This window comes from Actinoplanes sp. NPDC049598 (assembly GCF_040675435.1).
Taxonomy (GTDB): Bacteria; Actinomycetota; Actinomycetes; order Mycobacteriales; family Micromonosporaceae; genus Actinoplanes.
This window is the reverse complement of the sequence record NZ_JBFAOX010000035.1, coordinates 69,222-85,180: the sequence shown is the minus strand read 5'-3', so window position 1 is coordinate 85,180 and position 15,959 is coordinate 69,222. Positions and strand designations below refer to the sequence as shown.

At 70.2% G+C, this 15,959-nt stretch carries 18 protein-coding genes and 1 pseudogene; 13 read left to right on the top strand and 6 right to left on the bottom strand.

Annotation, left to right across the window (positions count from 1 at the left end; all coding sequences use genetic code 11):
- The first annotated feature begins 39 nt into the window (after window positions 1-39).
- The 5 genes from AB0J66_RS44655 to AB0J66_RS44635 all read left to right on the top strand — a co-directional run bounded on the left by AB0J66_RS44655 (window position 40) and on the right by AB0J66_RS44635 (window position 3,305).
- Window positions 40-390: an SAV_915 family protein gene (locus tag AB0J66_RS44655; protein WP_364674078.1), complete on the top strand. Its 351-nt coding sequence runs from the start codon at window positions 40-42 to the stop codon at window positions 388-390.
- Window positions 391-672 carry a hypothetical protein gene (locus AB0J66_RS44650; RefSeq protein WP_364674076.1) on the top strand — a complete coding sequence of 94 codons (282 nt, stop codon included), beginning with the start codon at window positions 391-393 and terminating at the stop codon, window positions 670-672.
- Window positions 672-1,841 carry a WXG100 family type VII secretion target gene (locus tag AB0J66_RS44645; RefSeq protein WP_364674073.1) on the top strand — a complete coding sequence of 390 codons (1,170 nt, stop codon included), beginning with the start codon at window positions 672-674 and terminating at the stop codon, window positions 1,839-1,841. The genes AB0J66_RS44650 and AB0J66_RS44645 overlap by 1 nt, the downstream gene beginning before the upstream one ends.
- Window positions 1,823-2,641 carry a PH domain-containing protein gene (locus tag AB0J66_RS44640; protein ID WP_364674071.1) on the top strand — a complete coding sequence of 273 codons (819 nt, stop codon included), beginning with the start codon at window positions 1,823-1,825 and terminating at the stop codon, window positions 2,639-2,641. The genes AB0J66_RS44645 and AB0J66_RS44640 overlap by 19 nt, the downstream gene beginning before the upstream one ends.
- A 112-nt stretch (window positions 2,642-2,753) precedes the next feature.
- The gene (locus AB0J66_RS44635) at window positions 2,754-3,305 is read left to right on the top strand and encodes an ATP-binding protein (RefSeq protein WP_364674068.1); all 552 of its coding nucleotides are present in this window, start codon (window positions 2,754-2,756) and stop codon (window positions 3,303-3,305) included.
- A 77-nt stretch (window positions 3,306-3,382) separates the two neighbouring features.
- Here the strand turns inward: AB0J66_RS44635 and AB0J66_RS44630 are convergent, their stop codons facing one another.
- Window positions 3,383-3,817, bottom strand: a complete 435-nt coding sequence (locus AB0J66_RS44630; RefSeq protein ID WP_364674066.1) for a cupin domain-containing protein — start codon at window positions 3,815-3,817, stop codon at window positions 3,383-3,385.
- Window positions 3,818-4,015: 198 nt separating this feature from the next.
- Between AB0J66_RS44630 and AB0J66_RS44625 the strand changes: the two genes are divergently transcribed.
- Complete coding sequence (locus tag AB0J66_RS44625) at window positions 4,016-4,687, top strand: hypothetical protein (RefSeq protein WP_364674063.1); 672 nt, start codon at window positions 4,016-4,018, stop codon at window positions 4,685-4,687.
- A gap of 83 nt (window positions 4,688-4,770) precedes the next feature.
- Window positions 4,771-5,208 (top strand): peptidase inhibitor family I36 protein, encoded by a 438-nt coding sequence (locus AB0J66_RS44620; protein ID WP_364674060.1) that lies wholly within the window; start codon window positions 4,771-4,773, stop codon window positions 5,206-5,208.
- Between the two features lie 44 nt (window positions 5,209-5,252).
- Here the strand turns inward: AB0J66_RS44620 and AB0J66_RS44615 are convergent, their stop codons facing one another.
- Window positions 5,253-6,686: an MFS transporter gene (locus AB0J66_RS44615; protein WP_364674057.1), complete on the bottom strand. Its 1,434-nt coding sequence runs from the start codon at window positions 6,684-6,686 to the stop codon at window positions 5,253-5,255.
- 102 nt (window positions 6,687-6,788) lie between these two features.
- Here AB0J66_RS44615 and AB0J66_RS44610 point away from each other — a divergent pair, with 102 nt between their 5' ends.
- The 3 genes from AB0J66_RS44610 (at window position 6,789) to AB0J66_RS44600 (ending at window position 8,849) form a co-directional block, all read left to right on the top strand.
- On the top strand, window positions 6,789-7,172 hold the full coding sequence (locus tag AB0J66_RS44610) for a MarR family transcriptional regulator (protein WP_364674054.1): 384 nt from the start codon (window positions 6,789-6,791) through the stop codon (window positions 7,170-7,172).
- Between the two features lie 547 nt (window positions 7,173-7,719).
- Complete coding sequence (locus tag AB0J66_RS44605) at window positions 7,720-8,052, top strand: helix-turn-helix transcriptional regulator (RefSeq protein WP_364674051.1); 333 nt, start codon at window positions 7,720-7,722, stop codon at window positions 8,050-8,052.
- Between the two features lie 50 nt (window positions 8,053-8,102).
- Complete coding sequence (locus tag AB0J66_RS44600; RefSeq protein ID WP_364674048.1) at window positions 8,103-8,849, top strand: permease prefix domain 1-containing protein; 747 nt, start codon at window positions 8,103-8,105, stop codon at window positions 8,847-8,849.
- 33 nt (window positions 8,850-8,882) lie between these two features.
- Here AB0J66_RS44600 and AB0J66_RS44595 read toward each other — a convergent pair whose 3' ends face one another.
- The gene (locus tag AB0J66_RS44595; protein ID WP_364674045.1) at window positions 8,883-9,929 is read right to left on the bottom strand and encodes a low specificity L-threonine aldolase; all 1,047 of its coding nucleotides are present in this window, start codon (window positions 9,927-9,929) and stop codon (window positions 8,883-8,885) included.
- Between the two features lie 71 nt (window positions 9,930-10,000).
- Here AB0J66_RS44595 and AB0J66_RS44590 point away from each other — a divergent pair, with 71 nt between their 5' ends.
- Complete coding sequence (locus AB0J66_RS44590; protein ID WP_364674043.1) at window positions 10,001-10,906, top strand: LysR substrate-binding domain-containing protein; 906 nt, start codon at window positions 10,001-10,003, stop codon at window positions 10,904-10,906.
- A gap of 20 nt (window positions 10,907-10,926) precedes the next feature.
- Here AB0J66_RS44590 and AB0J66_RS44585 read toward each other — a convergent pair whose 3' ends face one another.
- Entirely contained in the window at window positions 10,927-11,763 is an 837-nt protein-coding gene (locus tag AB0J66_RS44585; RefSeq protein WP_364674041.1) for a helix-turn-helix transcriptional regulator, read from the bottom strand.
- Window positions 11,764-11,863: 100 nt separating this feature from the next.
- On the opposite strand from AB0J66_RS44585, the gene AB0J66_RS44580 reads away from it, so the two are divergent.
- Window positions 11,864-12,451, top strand: coding sequence for an Atu4866 domain-containing protein (locus AB0J66_RS44580; RefSeq protein WP_364674039.1), 588 nt, complete (start codon window positions 11,864-11,866; stop codon window positions 12,449-12,451).
- Complete coding sequence (locus AB0J66_RS44575; RefSeq protein ID WP_364674036.1) at window positions 12,448-13,776, top strand: amidohydrolase family protein; 1,329 nt, start codon at window positions 12,448-12,450, stop codon at window positions 13,774-13,776. The genes AB0J66_RS44580 and AB0J66_RS44575 overlap by 4 nt, the downstream gene beginning before the upstream one ends.
- Before the next feature lie 73 nt (window positions 13,777-13,849).
- Here AB0J66_RS44575 and AB0J66_RS44570 read toward each other — a convergent pair.
- Both AB0J66_RS44570 and AB0J66_RS44565 read right to left on the bottom strand, forming a co-directional pair.
- Window positions 13,850-14,239: pseudogene (locus AB0J66_RS44570) on the bottom strand (glycoside hydrolase N-terminal domain-containing protein); the annotation flags it as partial.
- A gap of 21 nt (window positions 14,240-14,260) precedes the next feature.
- Window positions 14,261-15,958, bottom strand: coding sequence for a ThuA domain-containing protein (locus tag AB0J66_RS44565; protein WP_364674033.1), 1,698 nt, complete (start codon window positions 15,956-15,958; stop codon window positions 14,261-14,263).
- Between the last annotated feature and the right edge of the window lies 1 nt (window position 15,959).

Sequence of the window (15,959 nt, the reverse complement as noted above, 5' to 3'; positions counted from 1 at the left end):
CGATGATGTGTGTTGTCGGTCGTGCATAGACTGCTGCGCATGGTGACGACACCACCGACCGATGAGAGCAGCCTGTGGCCACCGGACCGGGAGCTGCCGTCCGCGTCGCCGCAGGTGATCGTCCCGCCGTTCGTCTATGTGCCCTGTGCGCCGCCGCAGGCCGGCGACACCGAGTTGAGCGTGGACCTCCGGCAGACCCGGGAGGGGCAGTTGGCGCTGCTGGCGTACACCGCCCTTGATCGGCTGGTGGATTGTTGCGGGCCGGAGCAGCCGTGGACCGTCCTGCCGACGGCCAACCTCGAGCAGGTACGGCTGGCCACCGGTTACGAGCTGATCCTGTTCGACTTGGAGATTCCGCCGGAGCAGCGCCGTCACGCGGAGGTGGAGTGAATGGCCGGCGAGACCAACGCCGACCTGGCGACGTTGCAGTCGCTGGCGGCGCGCCTGCGCCAGGCGGGGGAGTCGCTCGACGAGATCGGTAGCGGCGTCCCCGCGACACCCTCGGCCGGAGATCTGACCCCCGACATCGCCGCGCTGGTGGGGCACCTGACGGATGTCTGCGGCAACCTCGTGATCGGCTTGAAGGAAGCCGGTGACCGGGTCGAGCAGACCCACGCCTCGTACGCCGGTACGGATACGGCAGCCGCGGCCGGCCTGAACGGGCTCTTCTGATGCCGATCGACACCCGCATCGAGGGCGACCCGGACGGCATCCGTGCCTCGTCACAGTGGATGAAAGGCAGCCTGGCCGGCGGCGTCGACGACACCGTCTCGCAAATGAAGTCGGCCCGGGCCGATGCCGCTCGCGGCTGGAACGGTGACGCCGGTCCGGCCTTCCAGGCGCGCATGGACACCGCCAGCCAGAAGGCCGACGCGCTGCGGACGGACATCGAGACCGCGGCCAACTCCCTGGTCACGTACGCCGACGAGCTGGAGGACGCCCAGCGGGGGATGGCCCGCACCCGGCAGATGGCCGCGGACGCCGGGCTGACCGTCGTCGACGACCAGATCCAGCCGCCGGGTGACGGCCCGGTCGTCGCTTCGATCCCCACCGACGGCACAGCGACGGCGGCTCAAGTGCAGGCGTACGACGAGGGTGTCGCCGCCAGCCGCGCCCATCAGGCGAAGGTCGACGCCTTCGTGCTCGCCCAGAAGCAGGCCGACGGCTACTGGTCGGCCAACAACGCCGCCAAGGCCATCGCCCGCAACATGTGGGACGACCTGTACGGCAAAGCGTTCCTGCAAGCGGGTGACGTGGTCAACGGCGCCGTGGTGGGCGGCCTGGTCGCCAAGCATCGCAGCATCCTCAAGGCGCAGTCGGCCGCCCTGCTGGACGACTCGAAACGCCTGGCCGAGCACTACCTGAAAACACCCGGCGGCACACCGCAGTCCAAGTATTTGATTAAGGCGTCCTGGAAGAGCTATCTCGACGCCGATGAACTGGCCCGCCGCGCGCCGAAAGCAGGCGCCCGGGTCGCCGGCAAGATCCCCATCATCGGGCTCGGCATCACCGCGGCCGGCATCGGCTACGACATCCACCAGGGCAAACCGGTCGGCAAGGCGGTCATCTCCGGCGTCGGCGGCGCGGTCGCGGCGATGGCCGCCGGCGCGGCGATCGGTACGATGGTGCCGGTCCCCGTCGTGGGCACGGTGCTCGGCGCGGTCGGTGGCCTCGCCGTCGGGCTGGTCGCCAGCGGCACCCTCGACTTCGTCTACGACGGGCTACCGCAGGGCGTCAAGGACGGCATCGAGAACGGCTTCTCCGCCGCCGGCGATGCCATCGGCGACGCGGGCAGCGCCATCGGCGACGGCGCCAAGAAGGCATGGGACGCGATTTTCTGATGGAGACCTTGCCGTACGCCTCCACCTGGCCGGCCGAGTGGACCGGTCAGCGACGCTCGGGCCTGTTGCTGTTCGGCACCGTGTTCATGGGGCTGCTCACCGTTGGCGTCGCCGTCCTGGCCGTGACCAGCGAGGATCTGGCCGGCGCGCTCATCTTCGCGGCGACCGCCGTGTATTTCGCTCACCTGACCGCCCTGAGCCTGCACTCCTACCGCGGCGGGCGGCATCGCAGCGACACCACAGGCGTACGCCACGAAGCCGCCGGCCTGGTCTTCCGATACGGGGCGGCACCCACGTACTTGCTCGGCGCTTTCGTCGGCATGACGGTCTTGGCGCTGCTGGGTATGAGCGTCCGTGCGGCTGTGCAGGCCACTACTCAGGGCTATGTCATCGCGGTAGTCCTGGCTCTGCTTGCGGTTGTCACCGGCGTGTTCCTGGCAGTGTTCCTCAAGCTGGCGCCGGGCCAGGTCGTCGTCGGGCCGGACGGCATCCACCATCGCGGGCTCACCTTCACCCATTTCGTGCCGTGGGAGGCGGTCGTCGACGTGGCCGCACTCTGGGCCCACTCACCGGTCATCTTCATCCGCACGATCGGCTCGTCGGCCACGGTCACCCGCAACTATCTGGGCCGCTCCACCGCAGGTCCCCAGGCGCTGTCACCCTTCGACACCATCAGCGGCCGCTGGCTGGCCGCCGACCCCGCCCTGCTGCTCCAAGCCGTCGCCCACTACATCGTCCACCCGCAGGACCGGCCGGAACTGGCCAGTGACGCAGCACTCCGGCGCATCGCGGCGAGTTGAGCAGAGCCTCATTCGTTGATTCGAAGCAGGTCACAGGGGTGAACCGGTACTGCCCGGGTAGCTACTCGTTGTGGTAGCTGAGTTGGTCGAGAAAAGTCGGAAGGTCGCTCCCTTGACTGGAACGACGCTCGCCGACTCGGCGGCGCTTTGTGATCGGGCGGCTGTTGCCGTACGGGTGGCTGCCGCTCTCGTCACGCGGTCGGCCGTTGCGCAGCGTTCCCGGCTGCGCGTCGACGGGCCTGCTCACCCGGCTGTCGCGGACGAGGGCGTCGTCCTTCTGTCGCAGTCAGTGACCGCTGTTCGCGTGGGTGCGGTCCGCCAGCTGGTGAAATGCGTGGCCCGCAACAGCGGCTTGGCGGTGAGCGATCAGGCGGACTTCGTGCTCGCCGTGCAGGAGCTGGTGACCAACGCGATCCGTCACGGCGGCGGCCGTGGGCGCCTTGTTCTGCGCCTTGCCGGAGACTGCTTGGTGTGCTCTGTCACCGACACAGGCGCCGGCTTCGCCGGCCTACCGGCCGCCGGAAGCGGACCGCCTCCCGCAGGTCGCGAGGGCGGGCGGGGCCTCTTCCTGATCCGGCAGCTGACGCAAAGCGCGGAGATCATCAACGGGGCTACCGGATGTACCGTCACCATCACGATGCTCCTGCCGTCAGCGGCCTCGTAGAGCGGCGGGGCGGACCCCACGGCAAGGCCGACGTGCCGCGCGGCGCCCGGAATGTTGGTTCCGGGCGCCGTCGCCGCTTACTGGAAGGCGCAGCCCGGGTTGGGGGCGTCGACCGACAGCGGGGATCCGGTCGGCAGGACGTACAGGACCTCCAGGATCACCGGGACCCTGCCGCGGTTGATGCCGATGTGCACGTTGTCGTCGCCGCTGGGCTCCTGGATGAAGCTGCCGCGCTTGTAGACGCCGTCGGAGGCGCAGGTGTGGTCGAAGTGGCTGAGGGTGCCCTGCTTGACCCAGCCGTAGAGCTCGCCCGTGTGGTAGTGCCAGCCGGTGGCCTGGCCGGCCGGGATGGTGATCTCCCGCAGGATGTAGTCGGTGTTGCCGACCGTGCGCTGCGAGAGGATCGTGCCGGCGACGCCGGGACCGGCCGGCGTCGCCTGGGCCGGGGCGGCGAGGGCGAGCGAGGCGACGGCGGCGGCCAGTCCACCGCCGAGGAGCATCCGCTTGTTCAAGACCGTTCCTTTCGGTACAGGGGTGATCGGGTGCTCGACGCTAGGCCGCGGCGCTGACCGGACAGTTGACTTCTACTTGATGGCCGAACCGAGTGGACCCGCCGATGAGAGCTTCACAGATCGTCAACTGCGATCGACGACCGTCATAGGTGACGTCCCGGGGAAGGCCGGCCGCCGGCCGGCGCGGAGGAGGAACCTATGACTGGAACGCGTGCCGCCGAGGAGTCGCCGCCCGGATACGATGCCCTGCTGGCGGCCGATCCGGTTCTGCGCCGCATCGCCCGCACACACGGCCGGCCGGACCCTTTCCACTGGTCTGCCGGTGGGCGGCGTACGGCGACCAACTTCGGCGCGCTGCTGTTGCACATCACGAGTCAGCAGATCTCCACCAGCGTTGCCGTCGTGTTGTTCGATCGGCTGGTAGCCGCTGCCGGGCCGGAACTGACCGCCGCCGCCGTCGCGGACCTGGGTCCCGAACGGATCCATGCGCTGGGTCTCTCTCACGCCAAGTCGGAGTCGATGGTCGACGTCGCCCGGCGCCAGATCAGCGGGGTCATCGACGTCGAGAACCTGGAAGCTCTCGGCGACGACGAGGTGGTCGCCGCGTTGACCTCGGCCCGGGGCGTGGGTCCATGGACGGCGCAGATGTTCCTGCTGCACCAGCTGCGCCGGCCCGATGTCCTGCCGGCAGGAGATCTCGGCATCCGGCACGCGATACAACGAGCATGGCGGCTGCCGGCGGTGCCCAGCGTCGAGGAAGCGCAGGAGTTCGGCACCAGATGGTCACCGCGCCGCTCCTACGCCGCGGCTCTGCTCTGGGCCTCCCTGTCACCCCCGGCAGCCGGACCCGCTGCACCAGCGCCGCCGTAAAGTGGCGACTCACTTCTTCTCCAGAGCTGATCGCTAGTTTCGGCCCGTCCACTTGCCGAAAGATCACCGGTTCGGAGCTTTGAATGAACAAGCGTTTTGCCCTGGGGAGCGCCTTGGGGTCGCTGGTGGCCGTGATGGCCTCGTCGGCGGTGTTGTCGTCACCGGCGCAGGCCGTCCCGTACAAGTGCGGCACCAACGGCGCCGAGGTCTGTTTCTACAGCGGCCCGAACCTGACAGGCACGGCCGCCGTCCCGGCCCGGCTCAGGACCGGGAGCGTGGCCGCTCGCCAGATGGTCGACTTCACCGGGTGGACCTTCTACAACGGGGACGGGATGAACGACGCCGTCTCGTCGGTGTGGAACCGTACGCCTTACACACTGGGCATCTATGAGCACCGCAACTACAACGTGGGCCAGAGCGGCGGCCTGATTCTGGTTGCTCCCGGGGGACGCGTGAACGCCTTCACCGGCGGCAACAGCCTTCGGGACAACGCCGCTTCGTCCGCCGCGATGTTCTACTGATCGGGACCCGGGTCCTTCACCCTGCACAGGTGAAGGACCCCCGGTCAGGCGCGCTGGGTGGGCCGGCGCCTGGTCAGTAGCGGGACCAGGTTGAGGAGCAGGCCGGCCACGGCGACGCCGGTGACGAGGTTGATGCCGGGGTGGAACTCGGTGAGGTCGTCGCCGCCCGCGCCGCCGGCCACCAGGGCGGTGACCACGGCCAGGACCAGGGCGGTGCCGACCTGGCCGGACGATTGGACGAGGCCGGAGGCGAGGCCCTGTTCGGAGTCGGCGATGCCGTCGGTCGCCTGGGCCATGATGGCGCTGAAGCCGAAGCCGAAACCGCCGCCGAGCAGCAGCATCGTGGGCAGCACGGTGACCAGGTAGTGCGGCTGTGTGCCGGCGGTGGCCAGGAACCAGATGTAGCCGAGGCTGAGCGACACCATCGCGGCGACGATGAGCCGGCCGGTGCCGTAGCGGTCGATGAGGCGGCCGACGAAGGGTGACCCGAACGCGACGACCAGGCCGGCCGGGAGCAGCGCGAGCGCCATGCGCAGCGGCGACCAGTGCCGGACGTCCTGCAGGTAGAGGGTCATCATGAACTGGAAGCTGACGTACGAGCCCATCAGGGCGGCCATGCTGGCGTTGGCCCGGACGATCGCGCCGATGCGCAGGATGCCGAGCCGGACGAGCGGGTGCCGGACCCGGTTCTCGATGATCACGAAGGCGGCGAGCAGGGCCAGCGCGAGCAGCAGCGAACCGATGGTCGTCGGGTCCAGCCAGCCCCGGTCCGGGGCCGACACGACGGTGTAGACGGCCAGGAGCATCCCCGCGATCAGCGTCGCCGCTCCGAGCAGGTCGTGGCCGCCGCCGGCCTCCGGGCGGTCGCGCTTGATCAGCATGTAGCCGGCGATCAGGGCGGCCAGGGCCAGCGGTACGGGGACCAGGAAGTTCCACCGCCAGCCGAGGCTCGTCAGCACACCGCCGAGGATGAGACCGGACGAGTATCCGCTCGCGCCGAAGACCGTGAAGATCGACAGCGCCCGGTTGCGGGCCGGCCCCTCCGGGAAGGTCGTGGTCAGGATCGACATGGCGGTGGGTGCGGTGAAGGCGGCCGCGAGTCCCTTGACGAAGCGGGTGGCGATGAGCAGGCCCCCGTCGTCGACGAGCCCGCCGATCAGCGACGCGATCGTGAAGACGCCGAGCGCGATCAGGAAGACGCGGCGCCGGCCGAGCAGGTCGGCGGTGCGGCCGCCGAGCAGCAGCAGGCCGCCGTAGCCCAACACGTAGCCGTTGACGATCCACTGCAGGGAGGTGGTGGACAGGCCCAGTTCGGTGCCGATGGACGGCAGGGCCACGCCGACCATGGAAACGTCGAGGCCGTCCAGGAAGAGGACGGCGCACAGCGTCGCCAGCACGCCCCAGAGTCGCGGGCTCCAGCGCAGCTCGGCCGTCGGCGGGGCGACGGGGACGGCGGTGGGCTTTTGGGTGATGGTCACGGCCGTGACGTTATATGCGTACGCATTCAATGTCCATGCATCAAATGTCTGTGCATCTAATGCAGGTGCATAAGCCCGCTGGGCGGGAGTAGGATGCGCGGCATGGAGGCCGAGTCCGCTCTGATCAGCCGCTGGCAGGAGTTGCTGTCCAGCTACAACACGGTCGCCGCCCACCTGGAACGCGCCCTGCAGGACGGCCACGGCCTCACCCTGAGCGATTTCGAGACCCTCGACCGTCTCGTCACCCGAGACTGTGACAAGCGACGCATGCAGGAGCTGGCCGCGGCCATGTACCTGAGCCAGAGCGCCCTTTCCCGCACCGTGGCCCGCTTGGAGAAGCAGGGTCTGGTGGTTCGCTCCCACTGCGTCGACGATCGCCGGGGCATCTTCGTCGAGCTGACCGAGGCCGGCCGGCTTCGCCACGCCGAGGCCCGGACCACGCACCTGCGCGTCCTGGCCGACCGTCTGACCCCGGCTCAGGCATAGCACGCGCCGCTCGCAGGTCACGGTGCCGCCCAGGCGCAGGGCCAGAATCCTCGCGTCCTCGGAACCGACCCCAGCCGGCCCGGGCAGTCAGCCTGAGCCCGCTACCGCGCCGCTGCGCCGTAGGCCCCGACGGCCTCCGGTTCGCCGGCCGCGGCGGTCACGTGCCGGTTCTTGCCGCCGGCCTTCGCCTGGTACATGTCCAGGTCGGCGCGCCGGACGAGGCCCTCGACGTCGTCGCCGTTGCGGTGAGGCGCTCGAGTCCGGCCCGGTCCAGCAGGTAATTCAGGCCGACGGCACCGGCGGGCGGCTGTCCGAGGTGATGGAACGGATGGAGGCCGAGGCGGCCGCCGGCGCGGTCAGTCCCGAGACTGACAGACGGTTTCACGAGCTGCTCTTCGAGCTACTGGACAACCCGCTCGTCATATCCAGTTACTGGCTGCGTTCTAAGAGGTCTATCACGGGTTGACGTGGCCACGGCGGCGTGGGGAGAGCGGACCGCGCAACCCGTCGTTGACACCTAGGAACGCTATGCCTAGGGTCGCTAGGCATGGACATTCGTGGCCACATCGATCTCCTTCTTCTCTCCGTTCTCCACGACCGGGGCGCGGTGCATGGATACGCCGTTATCACTGCGTTGCGCGACCGCTCGAAGGGCGCGTTCGATCTGCCTGAAGGCACCATCTATCCAGCCCTGCAGCGTCTCGAGCGTGCTGGTCTGGTGGGCAGCCGCTGGGATGACAGCGCGCCGCGCCGCCGCCGCGTCTATGAGCTGACCGAGGACGGCCGGCGGGCCTGTGCCGATAAGAAGACCGAGTGGCGCGGCTTCGTCGTGAGCGTCCAGGCTGTGATCGGGCCGATGGCCGTTGGCGGGCCGGCGTGACCGACGGCGGCCAGCGCGGAGCGGGACCGCTCGAGCTTTATCTTGATCAGATGTTCGATCGGCTGGCCGGCACCGGTGCCGCCGGCCGGCGAATGCTCACCGAAGCCGAGGAGCACCTCCACGAGGCCGCTGCCGAAGGGCGCGCGCGGGGCCTCGACCCGGAGACCGCCGAACAGGAGGCGGTCGACCGCTTCGGGGAGGCGGACACCATCGCGTATCGGCTGCGAATCGACAACAGCGTCACGCGGATTGCCCTTCGCAGGGTGACGCTCGTGGCCTGGGCGGTGGCCGGCGCGGCCATGGCCTGGTTCGGGCTCAGCGGCGGCTTGACGTACCTCCTGAGCGAACCATGGACCAAGCTGCTCATCGCGACCGATCGCTTCGGCGCTCATCCGATGTGTGAGCCTCCGTGGTTCACACCAGACATCGGACCATGTGCTGGCGTCTACCGCATGGACGTCAGCCTCCTGCCCGGGGTCGACAACGGCTTCCCGTACGCGGTCACCGGCGCGATCGGTGCGGTACTGACTATCGCCCTGCTGATTCTCCGGCGCACAACCGTTTTGGGCACACCGTCCTGGACACCATCGCGCCGCGTCGTTCGCCTTGTGCTCGGTCTGTCATTCGGTCTGATCGGTGTGGGTCTGGTTGTCGAGGCGATCGACGGGATCTTCAAAGACGTTCAGTACTACGTGTTGGCCGACTTCGTCGCCGGTCTGCTCGCGATCATCGTCGCCGCCGTGGCGCTGGGGTGGCGAAGCCCTCCAGGGCGTAGACACTTCGACGCCGTGCGCTGAAATCGCGCGTTCGAAACACCGGCGACCGTCTCGCTACTTCGTCAGAGCCGCTTGCACCGCTGTGGCGAGGTTCTTGACGTCGTCCGGGGTGGTGTCGAAGGTGGTCATCCAGCGGGCCTGGGTGGCGGATCCGGACCAGTTGTAGAAGGAGAACTGGTCGTGCAGGGTGGCCAGGGCGGTCTCGGGTGCAGTGACGAAGACGGCGTTGGCCTGGACCGGGTAGCTGATGTCCAGGCCGGGCAGGTCGCGGATCTGGTCGTGCAGCAGCGTTGCCATCGCGTTGGCGTGGGTGGCGTTGCGCAGCCACAGGTCGCCTTCGAGGAGGGCGAGGAACTGCGCGGAGATGAAGCGCATCTTCGAGGCGAGCTGCATCGACGTCTTGCGCAGGTGATCGGCGCCGCGGCCGAGGGCGGGGTCGAGGATCACGACGGCCTCGCCGAGCAGCATGCCGTTCTTGGTGCCGCCGAAGGAGAGGATGTCGACGCCGGCGTCGGTGGTGAGAGCTCGCAGGGGCACGCCGAGGTGGGCGGCGGCGTTGGCCAGCCGGGCGCCGTCGAGGTGGACCAGCATGTTGTGGGCGTGGGCGAAATCGGTGATGGCGCGGATCTCGGCCGGGGAGTAGACGGTGCCCAGTTCGGTCGACTGGGCCAGGGAGATCACCTGCGGCTGGGCGCGGTGCACGTCGTCGAAGCCCCAGGCCTCGCGCCGGATCGCCGCCACGGTCAGCTTGCCGTCGGTGGCGGGGACAGGGAGAAGTTTGAGGCCGCCGACCTTCTCCGGTGCCCCGCACTCGTCGACGTGAATGTGGGCGGTGTCGGCGCAGATGACCGAGGCCCAGCGGTCGCAGGCGGCCTGCAGAGCGATCACGTTGGCGCCGGTGCCGGTGAGCACCGGGTACACCCGGGCTTGGGGGCCGAAGTGGTGACGGAACACCTCGCGCAGCTGCTCGGTGTAGACGTCACCGCCGTAGCTGACCTGGTGGCCGCCGTTGGCGGAGGCGACGGCGGCCAGGATCTCGGGGTGGACGCCGGCGTAGTTGTCGCTGGCGAATCCGCGGAAGCCCGCGTCATGCTTGATCACGCGGTCATTGTCGATGCCGGCGGGACCACTCGGAAAGCTGGTATCCGTATCGTCGAGGCTAAGATTTTCCGATGCTCGCCACACGCCGGTTGCACCTGCTCGTCGCTGTCGCCGAGTCCGGGTCGATCGCGGGCGCGGCCGCCGCGGCCGGGTGCAGCGCGGCCGCCGCGTCGCAGCAGATCAGCATTCTGGAGAGCAACCTCGGCGTGCCCCTGCTCGAACGCGCGGCCCGCAGCGTCCGGCTCACCCATGCCGGCGAGGTGCTGGTGGAACGCGCCCGCGTGATCCTGGCCGATCTCGAGGCGGCCGAGCAGGCCGTGCTCGCCTCGGGCACGGCCGGGCACGGCCGGCTGAGAGTGGCTGCCTTCGCGACGGCGACCACCCGATTCGTGGCGGCGGCGCTGGGCGCGCTGCGGCGGCGGCACCCCGGGCTGCGGCTGACCTTCACCGAACTCGAACCGGAGGTGGCCCTGCCCGCGTTGCGAGCAGGGGAGATCGACGTGGCGGTCACCCATCAGTACGCGCCGCTGCCCGCTCCCGACCTGCGGGGACTGGTCCAAACCCCCCTACTCGCCGACCCGATGGTGCTGGCCGTGCCGCCGCGCCTGCGTCCCGCGGATGAAGGACCGGTCCGGCTGGCCGACTTCGCCGACGCCGAATGGATCGCCTCCCGGGCCGAGTCGGGTTTTCAGGCGGTGACCGAGGCCGTGACGCGATCGGCCGGCTTCGAGGCGCGGATCAGCCACCGCGTCGACAGCGCCCAGGCGGTGCTGGCGATGGTCGCGGCCGATCTCGGCGTCGCCCTGCTGCTGCGCTCGGCGGCGTCCTCGCCGGCCGGGACAGCCCTGCTCGAGATCGCCGGTCCGCCGACGGTCACCCGTCAGATGCACATCACCCATCGCGATGGTGACCCCAATCCCGCGCTGGGAGAGCTGTGCAAGGAACTCACCCGCTCCACCCGCCGCAGTCACTGGTAGGCATGTTCGCCTCGCTCGAGTTACGCCTCTGGTGAACCGTCACGAAGGCCGGCGGGGGCCAGCATGCCCAGCAGGCGTACGGCGTCGGCGTCCGGGCTGTCCGGGGCCGGGCGGTAGACCAGAAGTTGCTGTCCGGAGGAGCCGCGGACGTCGAATGCGCGGTAGGTCAGCGTCAGCGTGCCGACCGCGCTGTGCCGGAAGGTCTTCGCCTCGTACGTCTTGCCGCGCACGTCCTGCCGCGCCCAGAGCCGGCGGAATTCCTCGTCCGTGGCCAGCTCCTCCACCAGCGCGAGGGTGCGCCCGTCACCGGTGTCGGGGCCGAGCGCGAGGCGCAGGTGAGCGACGCAGGACTCGGCCGCCCGGGGCCACTCGGCGAAAAAGCCGCGCCCGGCCGGGTCGAGGAAGGTCATGCGGGCCAAGTTGGCCGTCTCGGCGAAGTCGGAGTAGAGGGCGTCGGCGATCGCGTTGGTGGCGAGCACGTCGAGCCGCCGGTTGACGACCAGGGCGGGCAGGTGCGGCCACTCGGCGAGCAGCTCCCGCAGATCGTCGTCGACCCGGTCGGTGGCCGGGCCGCGGCCGTCCACCGGCACGCCGGCCAGGTGGAACAGGTGCTCGCGGGCGTCCGGGCCGAGATCCAGGGCGCGGGCGACGGCGTCGAGCACCGAAGCCGACGGGGAGCGTTCGCGTCCCTGCTCCAGCCTGGTGTAGTAGTCCGCGCTCACCCCGGCCAGGACGGCGACCTCCTCCCGGCGCAGCCCGGCCACCCGGCGACGGCCGTGCGAGACCAGGCCCACGTCGTCGGGACGGAGCCGGGCGCGCCGGGCGACGAGGAAGGCACCGAGACCGGTAGTGGGCATGTGGCCAGGCTAAACGCTGCTCCCGGCGGTATCCAGGGTGCGTCGCACCCCGGGTAGGCCCGCACTGGTTGCTTCTCGCAGCAGCGTCGACGGTTGGTGCATGAACGCACCGAAAGTCTTCGTCAACGCGAGGATCCACACCCTGGATCCGCGCCTCGGCGACCTCGAGAACGCCGGCCTGCTGGTCGACGGCGATCGGATCGCCGCCGTCGGGCCGGACGTCCACCCCACGCCCGGCGCCACCGTGGTCGACGGCACCGGGCTCGCCATCGTCCCCGTCGCCGGGCACAGCACCCTCGCCCCGGGCAGCCCGGCCACCTTCGCGGTGATCGCCGCCGGCAGTCAGGCCTGGGAGTACGTCATCTGGCGCCCCGAGAACGCGGTCGAGGTGCTCATCGACGGAGCACCGGCGGCGCCGGACGGACGGCCGGCGGCGACCGGCAGCCCGTACGTCGGGATGTGGGTCGACGAGTCGCGTCACCTGCGCCAGGAGCTGACCGCCGAGGGCCGCTACGACGAGACCCGCGACGGCCGCCGGCACGCCTACGAGGGCAATTTCTGGATCGCCGGCGATCGCATCGTCTACCTCGACGACCAAGGCTTCTGGGCCTACGGCGAATTCCGCGACGGGGTGCTGCACCACGCCGGCTACATCCTTCACCGGGCCGTCGGCCAGGAGCGGTCATGACCATGCTTTTTTCCGGTGGCGCCGTCGTCACGATGGACCCCGGCCTGGGCGATCTGGAGCAGGGTGACGTGCTGGTCAGCGGCGAGCACATCGTGGCGGTCGGGCCGGATCTGCGCGACCATCCGCAGGCCCACGGCGCGGAGCTCGTCGACACCACCGGCCGGATCGTCAGCCCCGGTTTCGTCGACACCCACCGGCACGCCTGGCAGGCTCAGCTGCGCCGCAGCATTCCCGACGTGACCGACCTCGGCGCGTACGTGATGAGCACGCTGGCCGGCCTCGCGCCCGCCTACCGGCCCCACGACATGTACGTCGGCACCCGGCTGGCCGCCCTGTCCGCGCTCGACGCCGGCATCACCACGATGCTCGACTTCTCCCACAACTCGCGCAGCGCCGCCCATTCCGACGCGGCGATCCAGGCGCTGGCCGACTCCGGCCTCCGGGGCGTACACGCGTCGATGGCTCCGCACTTCGGCGAATGGGACGGACAGTGGCCGCAGGACGTGGAACGGCTGCACGCGGCCTACCCGAGGGGACCGGTCACGGTCCGGTTGGCGACGCTGGCCACCGGGGAAGTCGCCGGACCGCGCCTGGCGTACGGGAAGGAACTCGCCGCCCTCGCCCGTGATCAGGGGATCGGTGTGAGCATCGACGCGGTGTTCGGTGCCGCCTCCTCCGCGGCGATCCTGGGATGGGCCCGTGACGGGCTCCTCGGCCCGCAGGTCACGCTGATTCACGCGACGGGGCTGACCACCGACGCGTGGCGGGCGATCGGAGACACCGGCGCCACCGTTTCGCTGGCGCCGACGTCGGACGCGCAGATCGGCCTGGAGACGGCGGTCCCGGCCGTCGACGAGGCGCTGGCGGCCGGTGTCCGCCCGGGATTGAGCATCGACGTGGAGGTCGCGCTGGCCGGCGACATGTTCTCGCAGATGCGGGCGCTGCACACCATCCAGCGGATGCGGGCGGTCAACGCCGCGTACGGCACGGAGGCCGAGATCCACCGGATCACCACCCGCGACGTGCTCGACTTCGCCACGGTGCAGGGCGCCCGCACCATCGGACTGGGCGCGGTGACCGGCTCGCTGACCCCCGGCAAGCAGGCCGACCTGCTGGTGGTCAACGCCTCCGACATCAACACCATGCCGCTCAACGATGCCGTGGGCACCCTGGTGCTGGGCGCTGATCCCCGCAACATCGAGACCGTGCTGGTGGCCGGCGTGCTCCGCAAGGCCGAGGGCCGCCTCGTCGGCGTCGAGGTGTCCACTCTGCACGAGGAGGTGCTCGCCTCCCGCGACGCGATCCTGTCCGCCGCCAAGAAGTAAGGGCGCCGTCGCCCGTGTCTCGCTCCGGCGGGGTCCGGACGATCCTGGGCTCCGTTGCCGCTCCAGACCCGGGGCTTGTCGTCTGGTTGATCAGGTCCTGGGCCGGGACCCACTGGCCGGCGAAGACCCGTCGCCGGATCTCCGCGAGGTTGGCCGCGCCCTGCGTGTTGGCCGAGTCGTACGGACCGCCCGCCCACACCGTGTCCTCGTTGAGCTGCAGCCGATCGGTGTCAAGGTTGCCGAACACCATGGCCCCGAGGCGCCCGTTGCCGATCGGCAACGGGCGCAGCCAGTCCGTCCCCGCGGGCTCGTCGTAGCGCAGCGCCAGGTCGCCCGCGGCCGGCACGGCCGCCGACGGTGCGGCGCCGGCCGGGGCGGCCGCGGTCCATCCGGCCGGCAGCAGGGTGGCCCCGGCTCCGGCCGCGCCGGCGGCGAGGAGCTTCCGGCGAGTCAGGTCAGTCATGTGAGGTCTCTCAGGATCGCGTCACGGAAGGGTCCAGCGCTGGTTGGTGCCGCCGTGGCAGGTCCAGATGATCAGCTGGGTCCCGTCGGCCGAGCTGGCGCCGTTGGCGTCGAGACATTTGCCCGACGCCGGATTGACCAGGGCGCCGTTGGCGCCCGGGGTCCAGTTCTGGCCGCCGCTGCCGGTGCAGGTCGACAGCTGGACCAGGGCGCCGTTGGCGGTGCTGTTCCCGGCGACGCCCATGCATTTGTTCAGCGACCGCAGCGTGTTCCCGTTGACCGTCCACTGCTGGTTGGCGCCACCGGTGCAGCTCCACAGCTGGATCTTGGTGCCGTCGGCGGAGCTGCCCCCGCTGACGTCGACACACTTGCCCGTGGCGCTGGTGATCCGGCCGGCCCGGGGTGTCGTGCCGCCCAGCTCCTTGATCCGCACGTTGCGGAACGAGACGTCGTCGCCGGCGCCGTTGTTCTGCAGGCCGATGGAGCCGGAGGTCAGCGAGCGGGCGGGGTCGGTGTTGGTGAAGTCGTTGACCCGTACGCCGTTCAGGAAGACCTGCAACCGCTCGCCCTCGACCAGCAGCTCGTAGGTGTTCCATTCGCCCGGCGGGTTGAGCGCCGCGTCGCGGGCGGCGATGTCGGCCGACTTGGCCCCGTACACCGCGCCGGTGGTCCGGTCCGAGGTGTCGCTGGCGTCGATCTGCACCTCGTACCCGGCGGTCAGCGCGGCGGCCGGGTCGCTCCCGGCCGGGAATCCGATCAGCACGCCGGAGTTGTCGTCGCCCGGCATCATCCAGTCGAGCTTCAGCGAGTAGGAGCCGAACTCCTTGGCGCTGTACCAGAGCATGCCGGGTCCACCGGACGAGGTCAGGGTGGCGTTGCTGTTGCCGAAGGAGCCCGGGCCCGCCTGCGACCAGCCGGTGGTGGAGCCGTTGTAGAGGGTGGTGTAGCCGGTCTCCGGCCGGCAGTCGGCCTTGGTGCGGTTGGCCGCGTACCGGATGCCCCCGAGGATCAGCGACCGGAAGCCGGCTTCGGTGTAACCGGCCTGGGTGTGCCCGGCGCCGGTGTAGAACGAGCGCCCGCCCTGGTAGCTCTTGCACCAGGTGTGCGGGTGGTCGCCGCCCATCGTGCCGCCGGAGTAGGTCGACTCGTCCAGCGTCGACAGCACCCGGGCGGTCGAGCGGGGGTTGGTCCGGAAGTTGTACCACTCATCCGTCCGGGTGGCCGCCGGGGCGAGCCCGGCGGTGGCCGCGTGCGCCCGGTTCTCCGTCCGCACCGTCGCCGGCTGGATCGCCGGGTGCGAGGCGAAGTAGGCCCCGACCAGCTCGCCGTAGAACGGCCAGTCGTACTCGGTGTCCGAGGCCGCGTGCACGCCCACGTATCCGCCACCGGCCCGGATGTAGTTCTCGAACGCGGTCTGCTGGGTGGAGTTGAGCACGTCGCCGGTGGTGTTGAGGAAGACGACGGCCTCGAACTGGGCCAGGTTGGCCGCGGTGAACTGCCCGGCGTCCTCGGTCGCGGTCACGGTGAAGCTGTTGGCCGCCCCCAGATCCCGGATCAATTGGATGCCGGCCGGGATGGCGTCGTGCCGGAAGGCGGCGGTCTTGGAGAACACCAGTACGTCGTACGGCGCGTCGGCCGCGTGGGCCGGGGTGCCGCCGGTGCCGGCCAGGGCGAGCAGCGCTGCTGCGGCCGTGGCGAGGACGCGGGTGAGTGGTCGCATG